Here is a 15,960-nt window from a genome sequence, read left to right on the forward strand (position 1 = left end):
AGACAACGATGGATTTCAAGCTGACCCCGGAGCAGGCCGAGTTCGAGCAGGCCGTGACCCGCTTCGCGCAGAAGGAGCTGCTGCCCGGCGCGGTGGCCCGCGCGCACACCGACGACTATCCCTGGGACGTGGCCCGCAAGATGAGCGCGCAGGGGCTGCTCGGCATCACCGTGGCAGAGGCCGACGGCGGCCAGGGCGGCAGCCTGATGGACGCCATCATCGCCATCCAGGCGGTGGCGGCGGTGTGCCCGCGCAGCGCCGACGTGATCCAGGCCGGCAATTTCGGCGCCATCCGCGTGCTGGCGGAGTACGGCTCGCCGGCGCAGAAGGACAAATGGCTCAGCCGCCTGCTGGCCGGCGAGGCGCTGATCTCGGTCGGCATGACCGAGCCCGAGGCCGGCTCCGCCGTGACCGAGCTGCGCACCACCGCCACGCCCGACGGCGACGATTTCATCATCAACGGCACCAAGGTCTTCACCACGCACGGCCCGCACGCCGACGTGATCCTGGCCTACGTGCGCTTCGGCCCCGGCGTGGGCGGCATCGGCTCGGTGCTGATCGACACCCGCCTGCCGGGCGTGCGCATCGGCCAGCGCTCGCGCTTCATGTCGGGCGAGGAGTGGGCGCAGATCTACTTCGAGGACGTGCGCATCCCCGCCACCGACGTGCTGCTCGGCGAGGGCGGCTTCAAGAAGCAGATCGCCGGCTTCAACGTGGAACGCATGGGCAACACCGCGCGCTCGCTGGCGCTCGGCCGCTACGCCTACCAGGTGGCGCGTGAATGGGCCATGCAGCGCCGCCAGTTCGGCCGCCTGCTGTGCGAGTTCCAGGGCCTGCAATGGAAGTTCGCCGAGATGAAGATCAAGCTCGACGCCGGCCAGTTGCTGCTGTACCGCGCCGCCGCCAACGCCGACAGCGGCTTTCCGTCGGCCGAGGAGACCGCCATCGCCAAGGCCTTCTGCAACCAGGCCGGCTTCGACGTGGCCAACGAAGCGCTGCAGGTGATGGGCGGCATGGGCTACAGCCAGGAAGCGCTGGTGGAATACTGCCTGCGCCGCTGCCGCGGCTGGATGATCGCGGGCGGCTCGATCGAGATCCTCAAGAACCGCATCGCCGAGTCGGTGTTCGAGCGGACCTTCTCCCAGCGGCCGGAAAAGCCGAAGGCGGCGTAGTCATCCCGGCAGCTTGGATCGCCCGGGCGGCGGGCGCGGCATCGCCGCCGCCCGGGGTGCCTTCCTGTGTACAACGGAAGGCGCATGCTGGCAAGCGTGCGGCGCGCGGCCGCGCGCGCGGTGTGGCGCGCCGGGGCATTGCGCCCGGTAGCGCACGCCGCGCCGCCCCCGCGGCGCGAACTTGCGCTAGAGTGGGAACCCCCGCACAGCTTGCGTTACCGATGAGGATGCCCATGGAAGCCCAGCGCCTGCAGTTTCCCGGAAGCGATGGCGAGCAGCTCGCCGCGCGGCTGGATCTACCGGCCGGCCCGGTCCGGGCCTTTGCCCTGTTCGCCCATTGCTTCACCTGCGGCAAGGACGTGCTTGCCGCCACGCGCATCGCGCAGGCGCTCACCGAGCACGGCATCGGCGTGCTGCGCTTCGATTTCACCGGCCTTGGCGGCAGCGGCGGCGACTTCGCCAACACCAATTTCTCGTCCAACGTGGCCGACCTGCTGGCGGCGGCCGACTACCTGCGGCAGCACTACCGCGCGCCCGCGCTGCTGATCGGCCACAGCCTCGGCGGCGCGGCCGTGCTGGCCGCCGCGGAAGGCGTGCCCGAAGCCAGGGCCGTCGTGACCATCGCCGCGCCCAGCGATCCCGGCCACGTGGTCGGCCTGTTCGGCGAAGAAGCCGCGCGCATCGCGGCCGAGGGCGAAGCCGAAGTGCAGCTTGCCGGCCGGCCGTTCCGCATCAAGCGCCAGTTCCTCGAGGACGTGGGCGAGCAGAAACTGCTCGAGCGCGTGTCCCGGCTGCGCCGCGCGCTGCTGGTCATGCACGCGCCGCAGGACACCACCGTGGGCATCGACAACGCCACCCAGATCTTCATCGCCGCCAAGCACCCGAAAAGCTTCGTCTCGCTGGACCGCGCCGACCACCTGCTCACGCGCAAGGAAGACGCCATCTACGTGGCCAACACCATCGCCGCCTGGAGCCAGCGCTACCTCGGCACCGAGACGCTCGACATGCCGCCTGCGGTGGCCGAGGAAGGTTTCGTGCGGGTGGAAGAGGCGCACATCGGCAAGTACCAGCAGCGCATCGCCGCCGGCCCGCACCGGCTGGTGGCCGACGAGCCGGTCTCGTTCGGTGGCCTCAACGGCGGCCCGGCGCCCTACGACCTGCTGCTGGCCGGGCTCGGCGCCTGCACCTCGATGACCATGCGCATGTACGCGGACCGCAAGGGCTGGCCGCTCGAACACGTGGCCGTGTCGCTGCGCCACGAGAAGATCCACGCGGCCGACTGCTCGGACTGCGCCACCACCGAAGGCAAGATCGACTGGATCGAGCGCGAGATCACCATGCAAGGCCCGCTCGACGACGCGCAGCGCGCCGCCCTGCTGGAGATCGCCGACAAATGCCCGGTGCACCGCACCCTGCATTCCGAGGTGGTGATCCGCACCCATGCGGCGGAGGCTGGGGCGAAGTAGGTTTCTTTGCTGGTAGTCGGTCGCTGGCTTTCCCCCTCTCCCGCTCGCGGGAGGGGCCGGGGGAGCGGGTCAGCGCTCGCCAGAGCGAAGTCGCCCGCGTGCCCCAACCGGGCAGCGCCCCAAGGCTTTTCCCGATAACGTCCCCTACACCAACGTCGTCTCGATCCGCGACGCCGCCTTCAGGAACAGCGTCACCGGCGTGCGCTCGCAGATCTGCGCGAGCCGCTCGCGTTCGGCTTCGCCCAGGTCGGCGCCGCTCACCTTGACCTCGCGCCGGATGAAGCGCGCCTCGTCCTTTCCCTGGAACGCCGCCGTGACTTCCACGTCGGCCACCGGCCATCCCTTGCGCTGCATGTACATCTTCAGCGTGATCGCGGTGCAGGACACCAGCCCCGACAGCACGAAGGCGAACGGCGCCGGTCCCTGGTCGGTGCCGCCGAGGCCGGCGGATTCGTCGCCGGTCAGCGCGTGGCTGCCGGCCTGCAGGTGCACGAGATAGTTGGCGTCGGCGGGGCCCAGGCGGGCGGTGGCTTGTGAGTTCGACATGATGGGTCCAGGCAGGGGTTGCGGGGCGGCGCGTGTTTTCCGTTCTCGGATCAACGGCCCGGCGGCCGCGATGCGGCAGCGCGGGGCGCGGGCGGCGAAGCCGATTGTAACCATGCCCGCGCCCGCCCGCAAAAGGGGCCGGCGGGGCCCGGGGCGCTGCCGTGCGCCAAAACCATGCCGCTTTGCACCATGTGTTTCACCACGATTGTGCATTGCATCGCCTGTTTCGGTTTTTTCTCGGAAAATACGATTGTTTCATGGTTATCCATGATGGAACAAATGTTGCTCAGTGGCTAGCATCTGAAACGACGACGGATGTCCGTATCCGCCAGACAAGGAGCAATCGATGAAAGCACTGGAAGCAACGAAGGCAATGAGGGCGGCGGTGTGCGGCATGGCCGCGGCGGTGTGCGGCGTGCCGGCGGCCCATGCGGCGGATGCGCCGGCCGGCGCCACGCTGGCCAAGATCCGGGAGACCGGGACGATCTCGATCGGGCACCGCACCTCGTCGATACCGTTCTCGTTCTACGACGGCAGCCAGAAGGTGGTCGGCTTTTCCCAGGACATCTGCGACAAGGTCATCGCCGAGGCCGGCAGGCGGGCCGGCGTGGCCAGCCTGCAGGTGCACATGGTGCCGGTGACGTCGCAGAACCGGATCTCGCTGGTGCAGAACGGCACCGTCGACCTGGAGTGCGGCGTGACCACCAACCTGAAGGCGCGGCAGCAGCAGGTGGCGTTTTCCACCACCTTCTTCGTGGCGGGCACGCGCCTGCTGGTGAAGAAGGGCAGCCCGGTGCAGGACTTCGGCGACTTGTCCGGCAAGGCCGTGGTGACCAACGCCGGCACCACCTCCGAACGCATCCTGCGCAGGCTCAACGACGAAAAGAAGGCCAACATCGCCATCCAGAGCGCCAAGGACTACGGCGAGTCCTTCCTGATCCTGCAGTCGGGCCGGGTGGCCGCCTTCATGATGGACGACGTGCTGCTGTCGGGCGTCAAGACCACGGCGCCGGCGCCGGCCGACTGGACCGTGGTGGGCACGCCGCAGTCGTTCGAGGCCTACGGCTTCATGATGCGCAAGGACGATCCCGAGTTCAAGAAGCTGGTCGACGGCGTCATCACCGGCCTGATGAAGAGCGGCGAGATCCGCGTCATGTACGACAAGTGGTTCAACAAGCCGATTCCGCCGAAGAACGTGAGCTTCGAGTTCCCGATGAGCGCCGCGGTCAGGAAGGCTTACGAGCAGCCGAGCGACGAGGCGTTCGAATAGGGCGATAGGGCGATAGGGCGATAGGGCGATAGGGCGGCGTTCAGCTTCCCTCAGCCTCTTCAGTTCCTTTTCGCCGCCACATACGCCCCGGTCTGGTGAAGCTGCCCCTCCGCCAGTTCGAGCGCCTTGATGGCGCCCTTGCCCTTTTTCGCCAGCAGTTGCTCGACCAGCGCCTCGGCCAGCGCCACGCCGGCGGTGATGGAGGGGAAGAAGGAGGGGCTGTCGAGCGAGAACAGCAGCGTGCAGTCGGCGTGCAGGGCGATCGGGGCGACGGTGCTGTCGGTCAGTGCGATCACACGGCAGCCGGCTTCGTGCGCGGCGGTGGCCACGCGGATGCTTTCCTGCGAGTAGGGCGCGAAGCTGGCGACCACCACCGCGTCCCTGGGCGCGAAGGCGCGCAGTTCCATTTCCAGCGTGCCGGCGTCGCCGCGCACGAGGTGCACCGAGGCGCGGAACAGGCGGTAGAGGTAGTGGAAGGTGAAGGCGATCGGGTAGCACGAGCGGAAGCCCGCCACGTGCACGCTGGGCGCGGCGCTGATGAGCTCGGCCGCGCGCGGCATGGCGTCGGCGCTGGCGGCGCCGGTGCGCTCGAGGTTGCGGTGCTGGACTTCGAGCATCTCGGCCAGCATGCGCGTGGAGCCGCTTTCGCGCACCACCTTGCGGGCGCGCTTGGCGTAGGGCTGGGGGCCGCCGCGCAGCGAGGCCACGAACAGTTCGCGCAGGCCCTGCCAGCCGTCGAAGCCGAGGAACTGGGCCAGGCGTACCAGCGTGGCGGGTTGCACGCCGGCGTCGGCGGCGATCTTGCGCATGGACAGCATGGGCACTTCCTGCGGGTGGTCGAGCAGGTAGCGTGCGCCGGCCTGGAACTGCGCGCTGAGGGAAGCGAAGTGCTCGCGCAGGTGGGCCTGCAGGTCGTCCAGGGTCTGCGGCGGCTGGGGGCTTTCGGTCGGCATCGTGGGTCCGGTGTGAATGGATGCAACGATTGTTGCACAATCTTCGGCGGCGCGTTCCGGGCGGCTGGCCGGCGGGGCTCCGGCAAGCAAGAATCAAGTGAATCCATCCATCGTATTTGGGAAACATATGTTGCATACGCGGCGGCGTTTCCTTATACTTGCCCGGGCCGGCATCTCCGCCCCGTTCCCGTACCGCACACCATGACCCACGTCTTCCACCGCAATCCGCGCCAGGCGCTTCCCGTGGCCGTCGCCGGCCGCGGCATCGAGCTGATCGACAACAACGGCAAGCATTATCTCGATGCGTCCGGCGGCGCGGCGGTGTCCTGTCTCGGCCACGGGCATCCGCGCGTGATCGAGGCGATCAAGCGGCAGCTGGACGGCATCGCCTACGCGCATACCTCGTTCTTCACCACCGAGGTGTCGGAGGCGTTGGCCGACACGCTCGCGCGCGCCGCGCCGGGCGATCTCGATCACGTGTATTTCGTCTCGGGCGGCTCGGAGGCGGTGGAGGCGGCGCTGAAGCTCGCGCGGCAGTATTTCGTGGAGACCGGCCAGCCCGCGCGCCGCCATTTCATCGCGCGCCGGCAGAGCTATCACGGCAACACGCTCGGGGCGCTGGCCATCGGCGGCAATGCCTGGCGGCGCGAGCCGTTCCTGCCGCTGCTGGTGCCGGCGCATCACGTCTCGCCCTGTTATGCCTACCGCGACCAGCGCGCCGGCGAGACCGGCCAGCAATACGCGCAGCGGCTGGCCGACGAGCTGGAAGCGATGATCCTGGAGCTGGGGCCGGACAGCGTGGCCGCCTTCGTGGCGGAGACGGTGGTGGGCGCCACGGCCGGCGCGGTGCCGCCGGTGGCCGATTACCTCCGGCGTATCCGCGCGGTGTGCGACAAGTACGGCGTGCTGCTGATCCTCGACGAGGTGATGGCGGGCATGGGCCGCACAGGCTACCTGTTCGCGTGCGAGGAAGACGGCGTGGTGCCCGACATCGTGACCATCGCCAAGGGCCTCGGCGCGGGCTACCAGCCGATCGGCGCGATGCTGTCGACTGGCCGCATCTATGACGCCATCGTGGGCGGCAGCGGTTTCTTCCAGCATGGCCATACCTACATCGGCCACGCCACCGCGTGCGCGGCGGCGCTGGCCGTGCAGCGCACGATTGCCGAGGAGAATCTGCTCGACAACGTGCGGGCGCGCGGCGAGCAGCTGCGCGCGGGCCTGCGCGCGGCGCTCGGCGATCACCCCAACGTGGGCGACGTGCGCGGGCGCGGGCTGTTCGTCGGCGTGGAGTTCGTGGCCGACCGCGCCAGCAAGGCCACGCTGGACCCGGCCCTGAAGACGCATGCGCGGCTCAAGTCCGCGGCGATGCAGAACGGGCTGCTGGTCTATCCGATGGGCGGCACGGTCGACGGCGTGCATGGCGACCACGTGCTGTTCGCGCCGCCGTTCATCTGCACGGCGCAGGACATCGACCGCATCATTGCGCGTTTCGCCGACTCGGTGGCGGCGGTGCTGCCGGGCTGAGGCGTGCCCGGGGCGGGACCGGCGTCGGCAATGTCGTCTCCCGTCTACAGGACGGGCCGCCCGCCGGAAAGCGGCCCCCCGGTCGCGCGCCGCGGCCGGGCGCCGCGGCCGGGCGCCATGTCGTCCCGGCACCGCTTGGCATGCGCCGGCGGCATGCCTGGCCGCTTTCCAGGGCGCCATGCTCGAACCTTCATCGTTTTGTCATCAGCGCCACCCAGAATGCGCTCACTGTTTATGCAAGTGATGATGCAAGGAGAGCGGGATGACGCATGCGATCGAAGTGCACGGCTTGTCCAAGTCGTTCCAGGCGGGACGCAAGGCGCTGGACAATGTCGGCCTCGCCGTCGCCCAGGGTGAAATGGTGGCGCTGCTGGGCGCTTCCGGCTCCGGCAAGTCCACGCTGCTGCGCCATCTGGCCGGTTTCGTGGCTGGCGACGCCGGCGCCGGCAAGGTCGTCGTCAACGGGCGGGTGATCCAGCAGGACGGGCGCCTGGCGCGCGACGTGCGCCGCGCCCGCGCCGAGATCGGCTTCGTGTTCCAGCAGTTCAACCTGGTGGGGCGCCTGCCGGTGATCACCAACGTGCTGACCGGCATGCTGCCGCGCGTGCCGCTGTGGCGCAGCCTGGTGCGTTATTTCCGGAATGAGGAAATCGACGCGGGGCTGCAAGCGCTTGCCCAGGTTGGTATAGACGACTATGCGTTTCGACGGGCTTCGACCCTGTCGGGCGGCCAGCAGCAGCGCGCGGCGATCGCCCGCACGCTGGTGCAGAACGCGCAGGTGATCCTGGCCGACGAGCCGATCGCCTCGCTCGATCCGGAATCCGCGCGCCGCGTGATGGAGCTGCTCGCGCAGATCAACCGCACGCGCAAGGTGGCGGTGGTGGTGTCGCTGCACCAGGTGGACGTGGCGATGCGCTACTGCCCGCGCGTGGTCGCGCTGCGCCACGGCCAGGTGGTCTACGACGGCCCCTCGGCGGCGCTGACGGCGGCCATGCTGCGCGACCTCTACGGCACCGAAGCGGATGAACTCCTGCCGCATGACGCCTTGCAGGACGCGCCGGCGCTGGCGCCCGCCGGGCTGGCGGCCGCCTGACGCCGCGCGTCCCGCACCGGTCCCGATGTCTTTCCCGTAGCGCTTTCGCCAGTCTTACCGCAAGCAATCCCAACCCAGCCTCAATCCCGTTTTCTCCCGGAGCCTTTACATGCTGCGCAGAACCTTTGTTGCCCTGATCGCGACCGGCGCCGCCAGCGCGCTGTCGCTGCCCGCCCTTGCCCAGGAAGGCAAGACCATCACGATGGGCTTTATCTCGACCGAGACCTCCTCCAACCTGAAGTCGGCCTGGCAGCCGGTGATCGACGACCTCAGCAAGCAGCTCGGCATGCAGGTCAAGCCGTTCTTCGCCTCCGACTACGCCGGCATCATCGAAGGCATGCGCTTCAACAAGGTGCAGGTCGCGTGGTACGGCAACAAGGCGGCGATGGAAGCCGTGGACCGCGCCAACGGCGAAGTGTTCGCCTCGGTGATCGACAAGGACGGCAACCCCGGCTACTGGTCGCTGCTGATCGTCAACAAGGACAGCGACCTAAAGTCGGTCGACGACGTCATCAAGAACGGCAAGTCGCTGAGCTACGGCGCGGGCGATCCGAACTCGACCTCCGGCACCGCCGTGCCGGGCCACTACCTGTGGGGCGCGCGCAATATCGAGCCGAAGACGCTGTTCAAGACCGTGCGCGTGAGCAACCATGAAACCAACCTGCTGTCGGTGCTGAACAAGCAGGTCGACGTGGCGGTGAACAACACCGAGAACTTCGAGCGCTATCGCATCAACACCGGCAAGAACGCCTACGACCAGGTGCGCGTGCTGTGGAAGTCGCCGCTGATCCCGGCCGATCCGCTGGTCTACCGCAAGGACCTGCCGGCCGACCTCAAGCTCAAGATCAAGACCTTCTTCGTCAACTACGGCAAGGGCGCCGACGCCGCCCGCGAGAAGGCCAACCTGGCCCCGCTGACGTACCAGGGCTTCCGCGCCTCGACCGACGCGCAACTGGTGCCGATCCGCCAGATCGAGCTGGCCAAGGAAAAGGCCAAGATCGAGTCCGACACCACGCTGGCCGGCGCCGACAAGGAAAAGCGCCTGGCCGACGTGAGCCGCAAGCTGGCCGAGCTGGACAAGGTCGCCGCGGCCAGCGCCCAGTAAGCGCCACCGCCAGCTTCACCGCAGCAACGTAGCAGCCGTACCGCAGCAGCCGCGCCGCCGCGCGCGGCCCGTCCCGCAGAACCGGGGCGGGCCGCCCGGGCGGCGCCGCAGTACTCACGCCCGCCTTTCCGGGCTTCCGGTTTTCTTGTCTTTATGCATCGTCCCGCCAACCCCGCCATGATCCCAGCCACCTCGCCCCGCGCCGCCCGTCCGCCGCGCACCAGCCTGCCAGTCCTGTTCGTGTGGGCCGTGGTGCTCGCGCTGCTGGCGCTGTCCTGGCAGGGCGCCGACATGCGCCCGCTCGATCTGCTGCGCGACTCCGGCAACATGGGCAAGTTCGCCGCCGACTTCTTCCCGCCGAGCTTCCGCGACTGGCGCATCTATCTCGACGAGATGATCGTGACGGTGCAGATCGCCATCTGGGGCACCTTCCTGGCCGTGGTGGCGGCGGTGCCGCTGGGCCTGGCGTGCTCGGCCAACATCGTGCCGGGCTGGGTCTACCAGCCGATGCGGCGCGTGATGGATGCCTGCCGCGCCATCAACGAAATGGTGTTCGCCATGCTGTTCATCGTGGCGGTGGGCCTGGGGCCCTTCGCCGGCGTGCTGGCGCTGTGGGTGCATACCACCGGCGTGCTGGCCAAGCTGTTCTCCGAGGCGACCGAGTCGATCGACCCGCGCCCGGTCGAGGGCGTGCGCGCCACCGGCGCCAACGCGCTGGAGGAAATCGTCTACGGCGTGATCCCGCAGGTGCTGCCGCTGTGGATCTCGTTCGCGCTGTACCGCTTCGAATCCAACGTGCGCTCGGCCTCGGTGCTGGGCATCGTCGGCGCCGGCGGCATCGGCACCGTGCTGTGGGAGATCATCCGCAGCTTCCAGTACGCCGAGACCTGCGCCGTGATGATCATCATCGTCATCTTCGTCACCGGCATCGACGTGCTGTCCGCCCAGATCCGCAAGGCGCTGGTCTGAGCGCGACGCCACCACGTCCGGCGCGCAACCCGGAAGACGCCGGCTTTTCCACTCGACACATCAGTTCATGACCATCCTCAGGCGCATCGAAATCCTCTTCTCCGGCCACGGCGCCAACTACTACGGCGGAGAAGCCATCACCCAGACCGAGCACGCGCTGCAATGCGCCCACCTGTCCGAGCAGGCCGGCGACCCCGAGCCGCTGGTGGTGGCCAGCCTGCTGCACGACCTCGGCCACCTCGTGATGGCCGAGGACAGCACCACCGACATGCGCCACCAGGAAGTCGGCGCCGACCTGCTCGCGGTCGGCTTCGGCCCGGCCGTGACCGAGCCGGTCCGCCTGCACGTGGCCGCCAAGCGCTACCTGTGCGCCATCGAGCCGGGCTATCAGGCCGCGCTGTCGCCGGCTTCGCAGCAGAGCCTGGCGCTGCAGGGCGGCCCGTTCGACGCGGCCCAGGCCGAAGCCTTCCTCGCGCAGCCCCACGGCGCGGAGGCGGTGCGCCTGCGCCGCTACGACGATCTCGCCAAGGTGGTCGGCCTCGCCACGCCGCCGCTGGAACATTACCTGCCGATCGTGGCGCGCTGCCTGCGCCGGCCGGCACAGGCAGCCTGATATGGCTGAGGACAATGCGCCGGGCCGGGGCGATGTCGTGTCCGCCGCGCCGGGCGCGCTGACGCTGCACGAAGTCACCGGCACCGACGCCGAGCTGGCGCAGGTGGCCGCGCTGCTGTCCGAGATGGACGGCGAGGCGCCGCTGCCGCTGCCGCGCATGCGCGCGCTGTTCGCCCGCGTGCGGGCCGTGCCCGACTACCGCTGCTACCTGATGCGCGATGCCGGCGGCGCGGCGCTGGGCACCTTCAGCCTGCTGGTGTTTCCGGTGCTGGTGCACGCCGGGCACAACGAGGCCGTCATCGAAGGCGTGGTGGTCACGCAGAGCGCGCGCGGCGGCGGCGTCGGCTCGGCCATGATGGATGCCGCCATGCGGCTGGCGCGCGAGGCCGGCGCGGACAAGCTGGCGCTGTCGTCCAACGGGCGCCGGCTGCAGGCGCACCAGTTCTACCGCCGGCTCGGCTTCCGCGAGCACGGCATCAGCTTCAGCATCGACCTGGCCGCAGGCTGAGCCGCCAGCCGGTCCGCCTGCCGTTCAGCCGAGCGCCGGATAGTCGGTGTAGCCGCGGCTGTCGCCGCCGAAGAAGCTGGCCGCGTCGGGTGTGTTGAGCGGGTGGCCGCCGCGCAGGCGCGCGGGCAGGTCGGGGTTGGCGATGAACAGGCGGCCGAAGGCGATCAGGTCGGCCCGGCCGCTGGCCAGCGCCTGCTCGGCGGCCTCGCCGTCGTAGCCGCCGGCCAGCATCAGCACGCCGCGGTAGGCCGCGCGCATCTGGCCGATGATGGCGTCGCGGCGCGGGTCGGCGCTCTCGTCCTTCACGGTTCCCGCGATGGCCGGCTCCACCAGGTGGAGATAGGCCAGGTTCCAGTCGTTGAGCCGGCTGGCGATATGGCCGAAGGTGGCCTCCGGGGTGTCGTCGCCCATGCCCATGAAGCGCCCCATCGGCGTGAGCCGCACGCCGACGCGCCCGGCGCCCACTTCGTCCGTCACGGCTGCCACCACTTCCAGCAGCAGGCGCGCGCGGTTCTCGATGCTGCCGCCGTAGGCATCCTGGCGGTGGTTGCTGCTGCTGTTGATGAACTGGTCGAGCAGGTAGCCGTTGCCGGCGTGGATCTCCACGCCGTCCATGCCGGCGCGCATCGCGTTGCGCGCGGCGCGCCGGTAGTCGGCGACGATGGCGCCGATATCTTCCACCGTGAGTTCGCGCGGCACCGGGATGTCGCCCCAGGCGCCCTTGCCCTGTTCGTCGATGATGAAGGTCTTGCCCGGCACGGGCAGGGCGCTGGGCGCGACCGGCAGCGCGCCGTCGGGCTGGAACATGGGGTGCGAGACGCGGCCGACGTGCCAGAGCTGCATGAAGATGGTGCCGCCCTGGCCGTGCACGGCGTCGCTGACCGCGCGCCAGGCCTCGACCTGCGCGTCGCTGTAGATGCCGGGCGTCCACGCATATCCCTGGCCTTGCCGCGAGATCTGCGTGGCCTCGGTGACGATGAACGCGGCGCCGGCGCGCTGCCGGTAGTATTCGGCGTTCATGGCGGTGGGCACGTCGCCGGGCTGGCCGGCGCGCGAGCGCGTCAGCGGCGCCATGACGACGCGGTGTTTCAGGGTGAGCGGGCCGAGCGCGATTGGCCGGAAGAGGTGCTGGTTCATGGTCTTGCTCCGTGGGGTGAGGGGGCGCCGCGCGGCGCGCGGCAGCCTGCGGCAGGGGTCAGGCGCGGGCCAGGGTGTCGTCGAGCCAGTCGAAGATGGTCTGGTGGGCGCGGTACATCGCGCCCATGTGGCAATGCTCGCCGGCGCCTTCGGCCTCGGTCAGCGTCACCAGCGCCTTGGGCGCGTTCAGCGCCGCGTGGATTGCCTGGGGCTGGCCCTTGAGGAACTGGTCGTTCTCGGCGTCGAGCACCAGCGTGGCGGCGCGGATGTCGCCGGCCACGCCGGCCAGCGTGTAGCGCCGCGTCAGGCGCACGAACTCGCTGGGCGAGGACGTGCCGAAGGTCCACATGCCGTTCCGCATGGCCCAGCGCGCGCCGGTCTTGGCGAGCATCAGCATGCGCAGCACCGCGTCGGCTTCGGCGTCCTTGTGCGCGCCGATCCAGTCCAGCAGGAACGGCGGCAGCATGTGCTCGAAGGCGGCGTGGAAGTCCAGGATGCCGTCGTCGAGGATGATCGCGGCGGGGCGGTGGTCGAAGGCCGCCGCGCGGGCGACCAGGTAGCCGCCGAGGCTGTAGCCGAACAGGGCGATCCTGGCGGGGTCGACTTCCGGGCGCGTGAGCGCGAAGTCGATGACCGGCGTGATGACGTGCTCCCAGTCGTGGCGGAACGGCAGCCCGGCGCCGCGGATCGCCGCGCCCTGGCCGGGGCCGTCGAAGGCCAGCACGTTGTAGCCGCGCCGCAGGGCCGCGGCGCCGATTGCCACGTACGACTCTTCCTGCGTCGAATCGAAGCCGTTGTTGTAGATGACGGTGGGGCGCGGCTCGCCGGTGCTGTCCGCCAGGAACAGGTAGCCGGGCAGCGTGGTGCCCTCGTAGGGGATCTCGACGATCTCGAACGGCGTGTCGAGCAGTTGCGCGGCCTGGATGAAGGTCTGCGTGGAGCGGCCCGACAGCCGCGCGACGTCGGCGTCGCCCACGGGCGCGGCGCGCTTGAAGAACTCCGCCGTGCGGTAGTAGTTGGAGGCGCGCAGGAACGCTTCGCGCGCGCTCACGCGGTGCCCTGCGGCGAGCGCGTTTTCGCCGATGCGGGCCACGCGGTCGGCGGTGGCTTCCCACTGCTTCAGCCAGGCGGCTTCGTCGCCTTCGGGAATGGCGCGCGCGGTGACGATGACCTCGCCGAGATCGGCGCCGCCGTAGTTGGCGAAGCCGGCGGTGCGCAGGGTTTCGAAAGAGAACGATTCGTCGTCGAAGAGGAATTTCATGGCATGGCTCCTTGGCTTGAGTGGAAAAAAGACCTGGGTGTGGCGCGTGGGCGACTAGCCCACGCCGACGGGATGGGCGGCATGAAACAGCAGGCGCTGGCCGATGTCGCGGCCGTGGTCGCGCAGGCGCTGGCCCAGCAGCACCTGCTGCGGCTCCCAGCTAGCCAGCGCGCGGTCGGGGTCGTCCGGGAAGGCGCGCAGGGCGGCGGCGAGCGCGATGGCGTTGGCGGCGGCCTTCGAGGTGCTGGCGGCGGTATGCGGGCGGGGAATCGAGGCGGCGTCGCCCAGCAGGATCACGCGGCCGTCGACCATGTGGTCCACCGCGAGGTCGCGGATGGCCTGGGCGAAGGGCTGCGCGGTGGCCCTGACCACCGCGCGGAACGGCGCGGGCAGCAGCGCGTCGGCCTCGCGGTAGACGTGCTCGCGCCACGCCGGCGCCAGCAGGCCTTCGGGAATGGCGTGGCCGCGCTGGCGCCCGGTTGCGTCGGTCATGATGCTGCGCAGTTGCGCGGCGCCGGCCACGCGGTACCAGACCCAGTTGTAGAGGCGGTGCCCGGGGCGCGTGTCGTTGCCCGGGCCGGGCACGAGATAACCGAGGATATGGGAGCCGCGGTTGTTGGCGAAGCCGAAGTCGCCATGCAGGGCTTCCCGGGCGACGGCCGGCATGGCGTCCTCGGGCAGCAGGCCGCGCCAGGCGAGGTAGCCGGCGTAGGACGGCTGGGCGAGCGGCCACAGTTGCCGGCGGATGCGCGAGTTGCCGCCGTCCGCGCCGACCAGCAGGTCGGCGCTTGCCTGCGTGCCGTCCTCGAAGATCGCAATGACGCGCCGGTCGGCAAGCTGGCGGACCTCGGCCAGCGCGCGGCCCTGGTGATAGTGCGCCGCGCCGAACGCCTGGCGCAGCGTCGAATAGATCAGCGACCACGAGGTCTGCGTCTGCGGCGCGTCCCGGCGGCTCTGGACCGAGCCGTCGGGGCGCAGCACCACGCGCGCTTGCGAGCCCACGCCCAGCGCGCTGTCCGGCAGCGTCACGCCGGACAGCCGGAAGGCCTCGACGACCTCGGGCTGCAGCACGATGCCGCCGCCGCGGCTGTCGAGGTCGCGCGGGGAGCGTTCGTAGATGTCGGCCTCCCAGCCGGCGCGGCGCAGCAGGTTGCCGGCGAACAGGCCGCCGAGCGAGCCGCCGACGACGAGCGCGCGCCGCCGGGACGGGGTCTCGGGGCGGGGAGGCTGGGGGCGGGAGGCTGGCATGGTTGGCTCCGGGGTGCGGTGGTGGTGTTGACGCCCTCACTTTAGGCCGTAGCGACGGCGCTGATAATCGGGTAAGGTTCGGCAGGTGCGTTGCGTTGTACGCAACGATAAACCGGACCCCGTGCATGGACACATTCGCTGCCTTGAAGGCTTTCGTGGCGGTCATCGAGGAAGGCGGCTTCGCGCCCGCGGCGCGGCGCATGGGCGTGGCCACGTCGTCGGTCACGCGGCAGGTCGATGCGCTGGAGGCCAGCCTCGGCACGCAGCTGCTGAACCGCTCGACGCGCAGCGTGACGCTGACCAGCGTGGGCGAGAGCTACCTGGAGCACGCGGTGCGCATCCTGGGCGACCTGGAGAGCGCCAACCTGGAGGCCGGCGAGGCCGCCGGGCCGCCGCGCGGGCTGCTGCGGGCGAGCCTGCCGGTGGCGTTCGCGCGCCTGCACATCGCGCCGGCGCTGCCCGAGTTTGCGCGCATGTATCCCGGCATCCGGCTCGATCTCACCATGACCGACGACGTGGTCGACCTGGTGGCGCAGCGGCTCGACCTGGCGATCCGGCTGGGCAGCGTCGACGCCCCCAGCCTGGTGGCGCGCAGGATGGCGCCGCACCGGCGGCTGGTGTGCGCGAGCCCGGACTACCTGGCCCGGCGCGGCGAGCCGCAGGCGCCCGCCGAACTGGCCGGGCACGACTGCCTGACCTTCTCCTACGCGCGCGGCAGCAGCATCTGGCGCTTCTCGGGGCGCTCGGACGAGGCGGTGCGCGTCGGCGGCAGCCTGCGCGCGAACAATTCGGAGATGCTGCGGGAGGCCGCCATCGGCGGCATGGGGCTGATCCTGATGCCGAGCTGGCTGGTCGGCGCCGACATCGAGGCCGGCCGGCTGCGCGCCGTGCTGCCGGGCTGGGAGGCGGGGCTGGGCGCGGGCGGGGCGATCCAGGCGGTCTACCTGCCGAACCGGCGCGCCTCGCAGAAGGTGCGCGCGTTCGTGGACTTTTTCATCGAGCGTTTCGGCGCGCCGCCGTACTGGGACCGGCAGGGCAACGCCTGAATGGCGCGGTGGCGGCCGGCTGCGCGCCGCCGCCGCCGCGTGACAT

Annotated in this window: 15 protein-coding genes; 10 read left to right on the plus strand and 5 right to left on the minus strand. The window is 70.2% G+C overall.

Going from position 1 to position 15,960, the window contains the following annotated elements:
* Positions 1 to 8 precede the first annotated feature (8 nt).
* The gene (locus tag KF708C_RS27160; RefSeq protein ID WP_020203599.1) at positions 9 to 1,172 is read left to right on the plus strand and encodes an acyl-CoA dehydrogenase family protein; all 1,164 of its coding nucleotides are present in this window, start codon (positions 9 to 11) and stop codon (positions 1,170 to 1,172) included.
* Positions 1,173 to 1,405: 233 nt separating this feature from the next.
* Positions 1,406 to 2,638 (plus strand): bifunctional alpha/beta hydrolase/OsmC family protein, encoded by a 1,233-nt coding sequence (locus KF708C_RS27165; protein ID WP_020203598.1) that lies wholly within the window; start codon positions 1,406 to 1,408, stop codon positions 2,636 to 2,638.
* 144 nt (positions 2,639 to 2,782) lie between these two features.
* Here the strand turns inward: KF708C_RS27165 and KF708C_RS27170 are convergent, their stop codons facing one another.
* Positions 2,783 to 3,184 (minus strand): OsmC family protein, encoded by a 402-nt coding sequence (locus KF708C_RS27170; protein WP_059414157.1) that lies wholly within the window; start codon positions 3,182 to 3,184, stop codon positions 2,783 to 2,785.
* A 346-nt stretch (positions 3,185 to 3,530) separates the two neighbouring features.
* Between KF708C_RS27170 and KF708C_RS27175 the strand changes: the two genes are divergently transcribed.
* The gene (locus tag KF708C_RS27175; RefSeq protein ID WP_059414159.1) at positions 3,531 to 4,454 is read left to right on the plus strand and encodes a transporter substrate-binding domain-containing protein; all 924 of its coding nucleotides are present in this window, start codon (positions 3,531 to 3,533) and stop codon (positions 4,452 to 4,454) included.
* 59 nt (positions 4,455 to 4,513) lie between these two features.
* Here the strand turns inward: KF708C_RS27175 and KF708C_RS27180 are convergent, their stop codons facing one another.
* Complete coding sequence (locus tag KF708C_RS27180) at positions 4,514 to 5,407, minus strand: MurR/RpiR family transcriptional regulator (protein WP_020203595.1); 894 nt, start codon at positions 5,405 to 5,407, stop codon at positions 4,514 to 4,516.
* 201 nt (positions 5,408 to 5,608) lie between these two features.
* On the opposite strand from KF708C_RS27180, the gene KF708C_RS27185 reads away from it, so the two are divergent.
* From KF708C_RS27185 to KF708C_RS27210, 6 genes are all read left to right on the plus strand, one after another.
* Positions 5,609 to 6,934, plus strand: coding sequence for an aspartate aminotransferase family protein (locus KF708C_RS27185; RefSeq protein WP_020203594.1), 1,326 nt, complete (start codon positions 5,609 to 5,611; stop codon positions 6,932 to 6,934).
* 262 nt (positions 6,935 to 7,196) lie between these two features.
* Positions 7,197 to 8,027: a phosphonate ABC transporter ATP-binding protein gene (gene phnC, locus KF708C_RS27190; RefSeq protein WP_059414160.1), complete on the plus strand. Its 831-nt coding sequence runs from the start codon at positions 7,197 to 7,199 to the stop codon at positions 8,025 to 8,027.
* 109 nt (positions 8,028 to 8,136) lie between these two features.
* Entirely contained in the window at positions 8,137 to 9,132 is a 996-nt protein-coding gene (phnD, locus tag KF708C_RS27195; protein WP_020203592.1) for a phosphonate ABC transporter substrate-binding protein, read from the plus strand.
* A 177-nt stretch (positions 9,133 to 9,309) separates the two neighbouring features.
* Positions 9,310 to 10,101 (plus strand): phosphonate ABC transporter, permease protein PhnE, encoded by a 792-nt coding sequence (gene phnE, locus KF708C_RS27200; RefSeq protein WP_020203591.1) that lies wholly within the window; start codon positions 9,310 to 9,312, stop codon positions 10,099 to 10,101.
* A 67-nt stretch (positions 10,102 to 10,168) separates the two neighbouring features.
* Positions 10,169 to 10,714 carry a phosphonate degradation HD-domain oxygenase gene (locus tag KF708C_RS27205; RefSeq protein ID WP_059414162.1) on the plus strand — a complete coding sequence of 182 codons (546 nt, stop codon included), beginning with the start codon at positions 10,169 to 10,171 and terminating at the stop codon, positions 10,712 to 10,714.
* 1 nt (position 10,715) lies between these two features.
* Positions 10,716 to 11,222 (plus strand): GNAT family N-acetyltransferase, encoded by a 507-nt coding sequence (locus KF708C_RS27210; protein ID WP_059414164.1) that lies wholly within the window; start codon positions 10,716 to 10,718, stop codon positions 11,220 to 11,222.
* Positions 11,223 to 11,246: 24 nt separating this feature from the next.
* Here the strand turns inward: KF708C_RS27210 and KF708C_RS27215 are convergent, their stop codons facing one another.
* The 3 genes from KF708C_RS27215 to KF708C_RS27225 are packed head-to-tail and all read right to left on the minus strand — an operon-like array spanning position 11,247 to position 14,868.
* Positions 11,247 to 12,359: an alkene reductase gene (locus KF708C_RS27215; protein ID WP_020203588.1), complete on the minus strand. Its 1,113-nt coding sequence runs from the start codon at positions 12,357 to 12,359 to the stop codon at positions 11,247 to 11,249.
* A 58-nt stretch (positions 12,360 to 12,417) separates the two neighbouring features.
* A complete protein-coding gene (locus KF708C_RS27220; RefSeq protein WP_059414167.1) occupies positions 12,418 to 13,620 on the minus strand; it encodes an alpha/beta hydrolase family protein in 1,203 nt (400 codons plus the stop codon).
* Between the two features lie 54 nt (positions 13,621 to 13,674).
* A complete protein-coding gene (locus tag KF708C_RS27225; protein WP_059414169.1) occupies positions 13,675 to 14,868 on the minus strand; it encodes an FAD binding domain-containing protein in 1,194 nt (397 codons plus the stop codon).
* A gap of 125 nt (positions 14,869 to 14,993) precedes the next feature.
* Here KF708C_RS27225 and KF708C_RS27230 point away from each other — a divergent pair, with 125 nt between their 5' ends.
* A complete protein-coding gene (locus KF708C_RS27230) occupies positions 14,994 to 15,914 on the plus strand; it encodes a LysR family transcriptional regulator (RefSeq protein WP_059414171.1) in 921 nt (306 codons plus the stop codon).
* Positions 15,915 to 15,960: the final 46 nt, after the last annotated feature.

This window comes from Cupriavidus basilensis (assembly GCF_000876015.1).
GTDB lineage: Bacteria > Pseudomonadota > Gammaproteobacteria > Burkholderiales > Burkholderiaceae > Cupriavidus > Cupriavidus basilensis_B.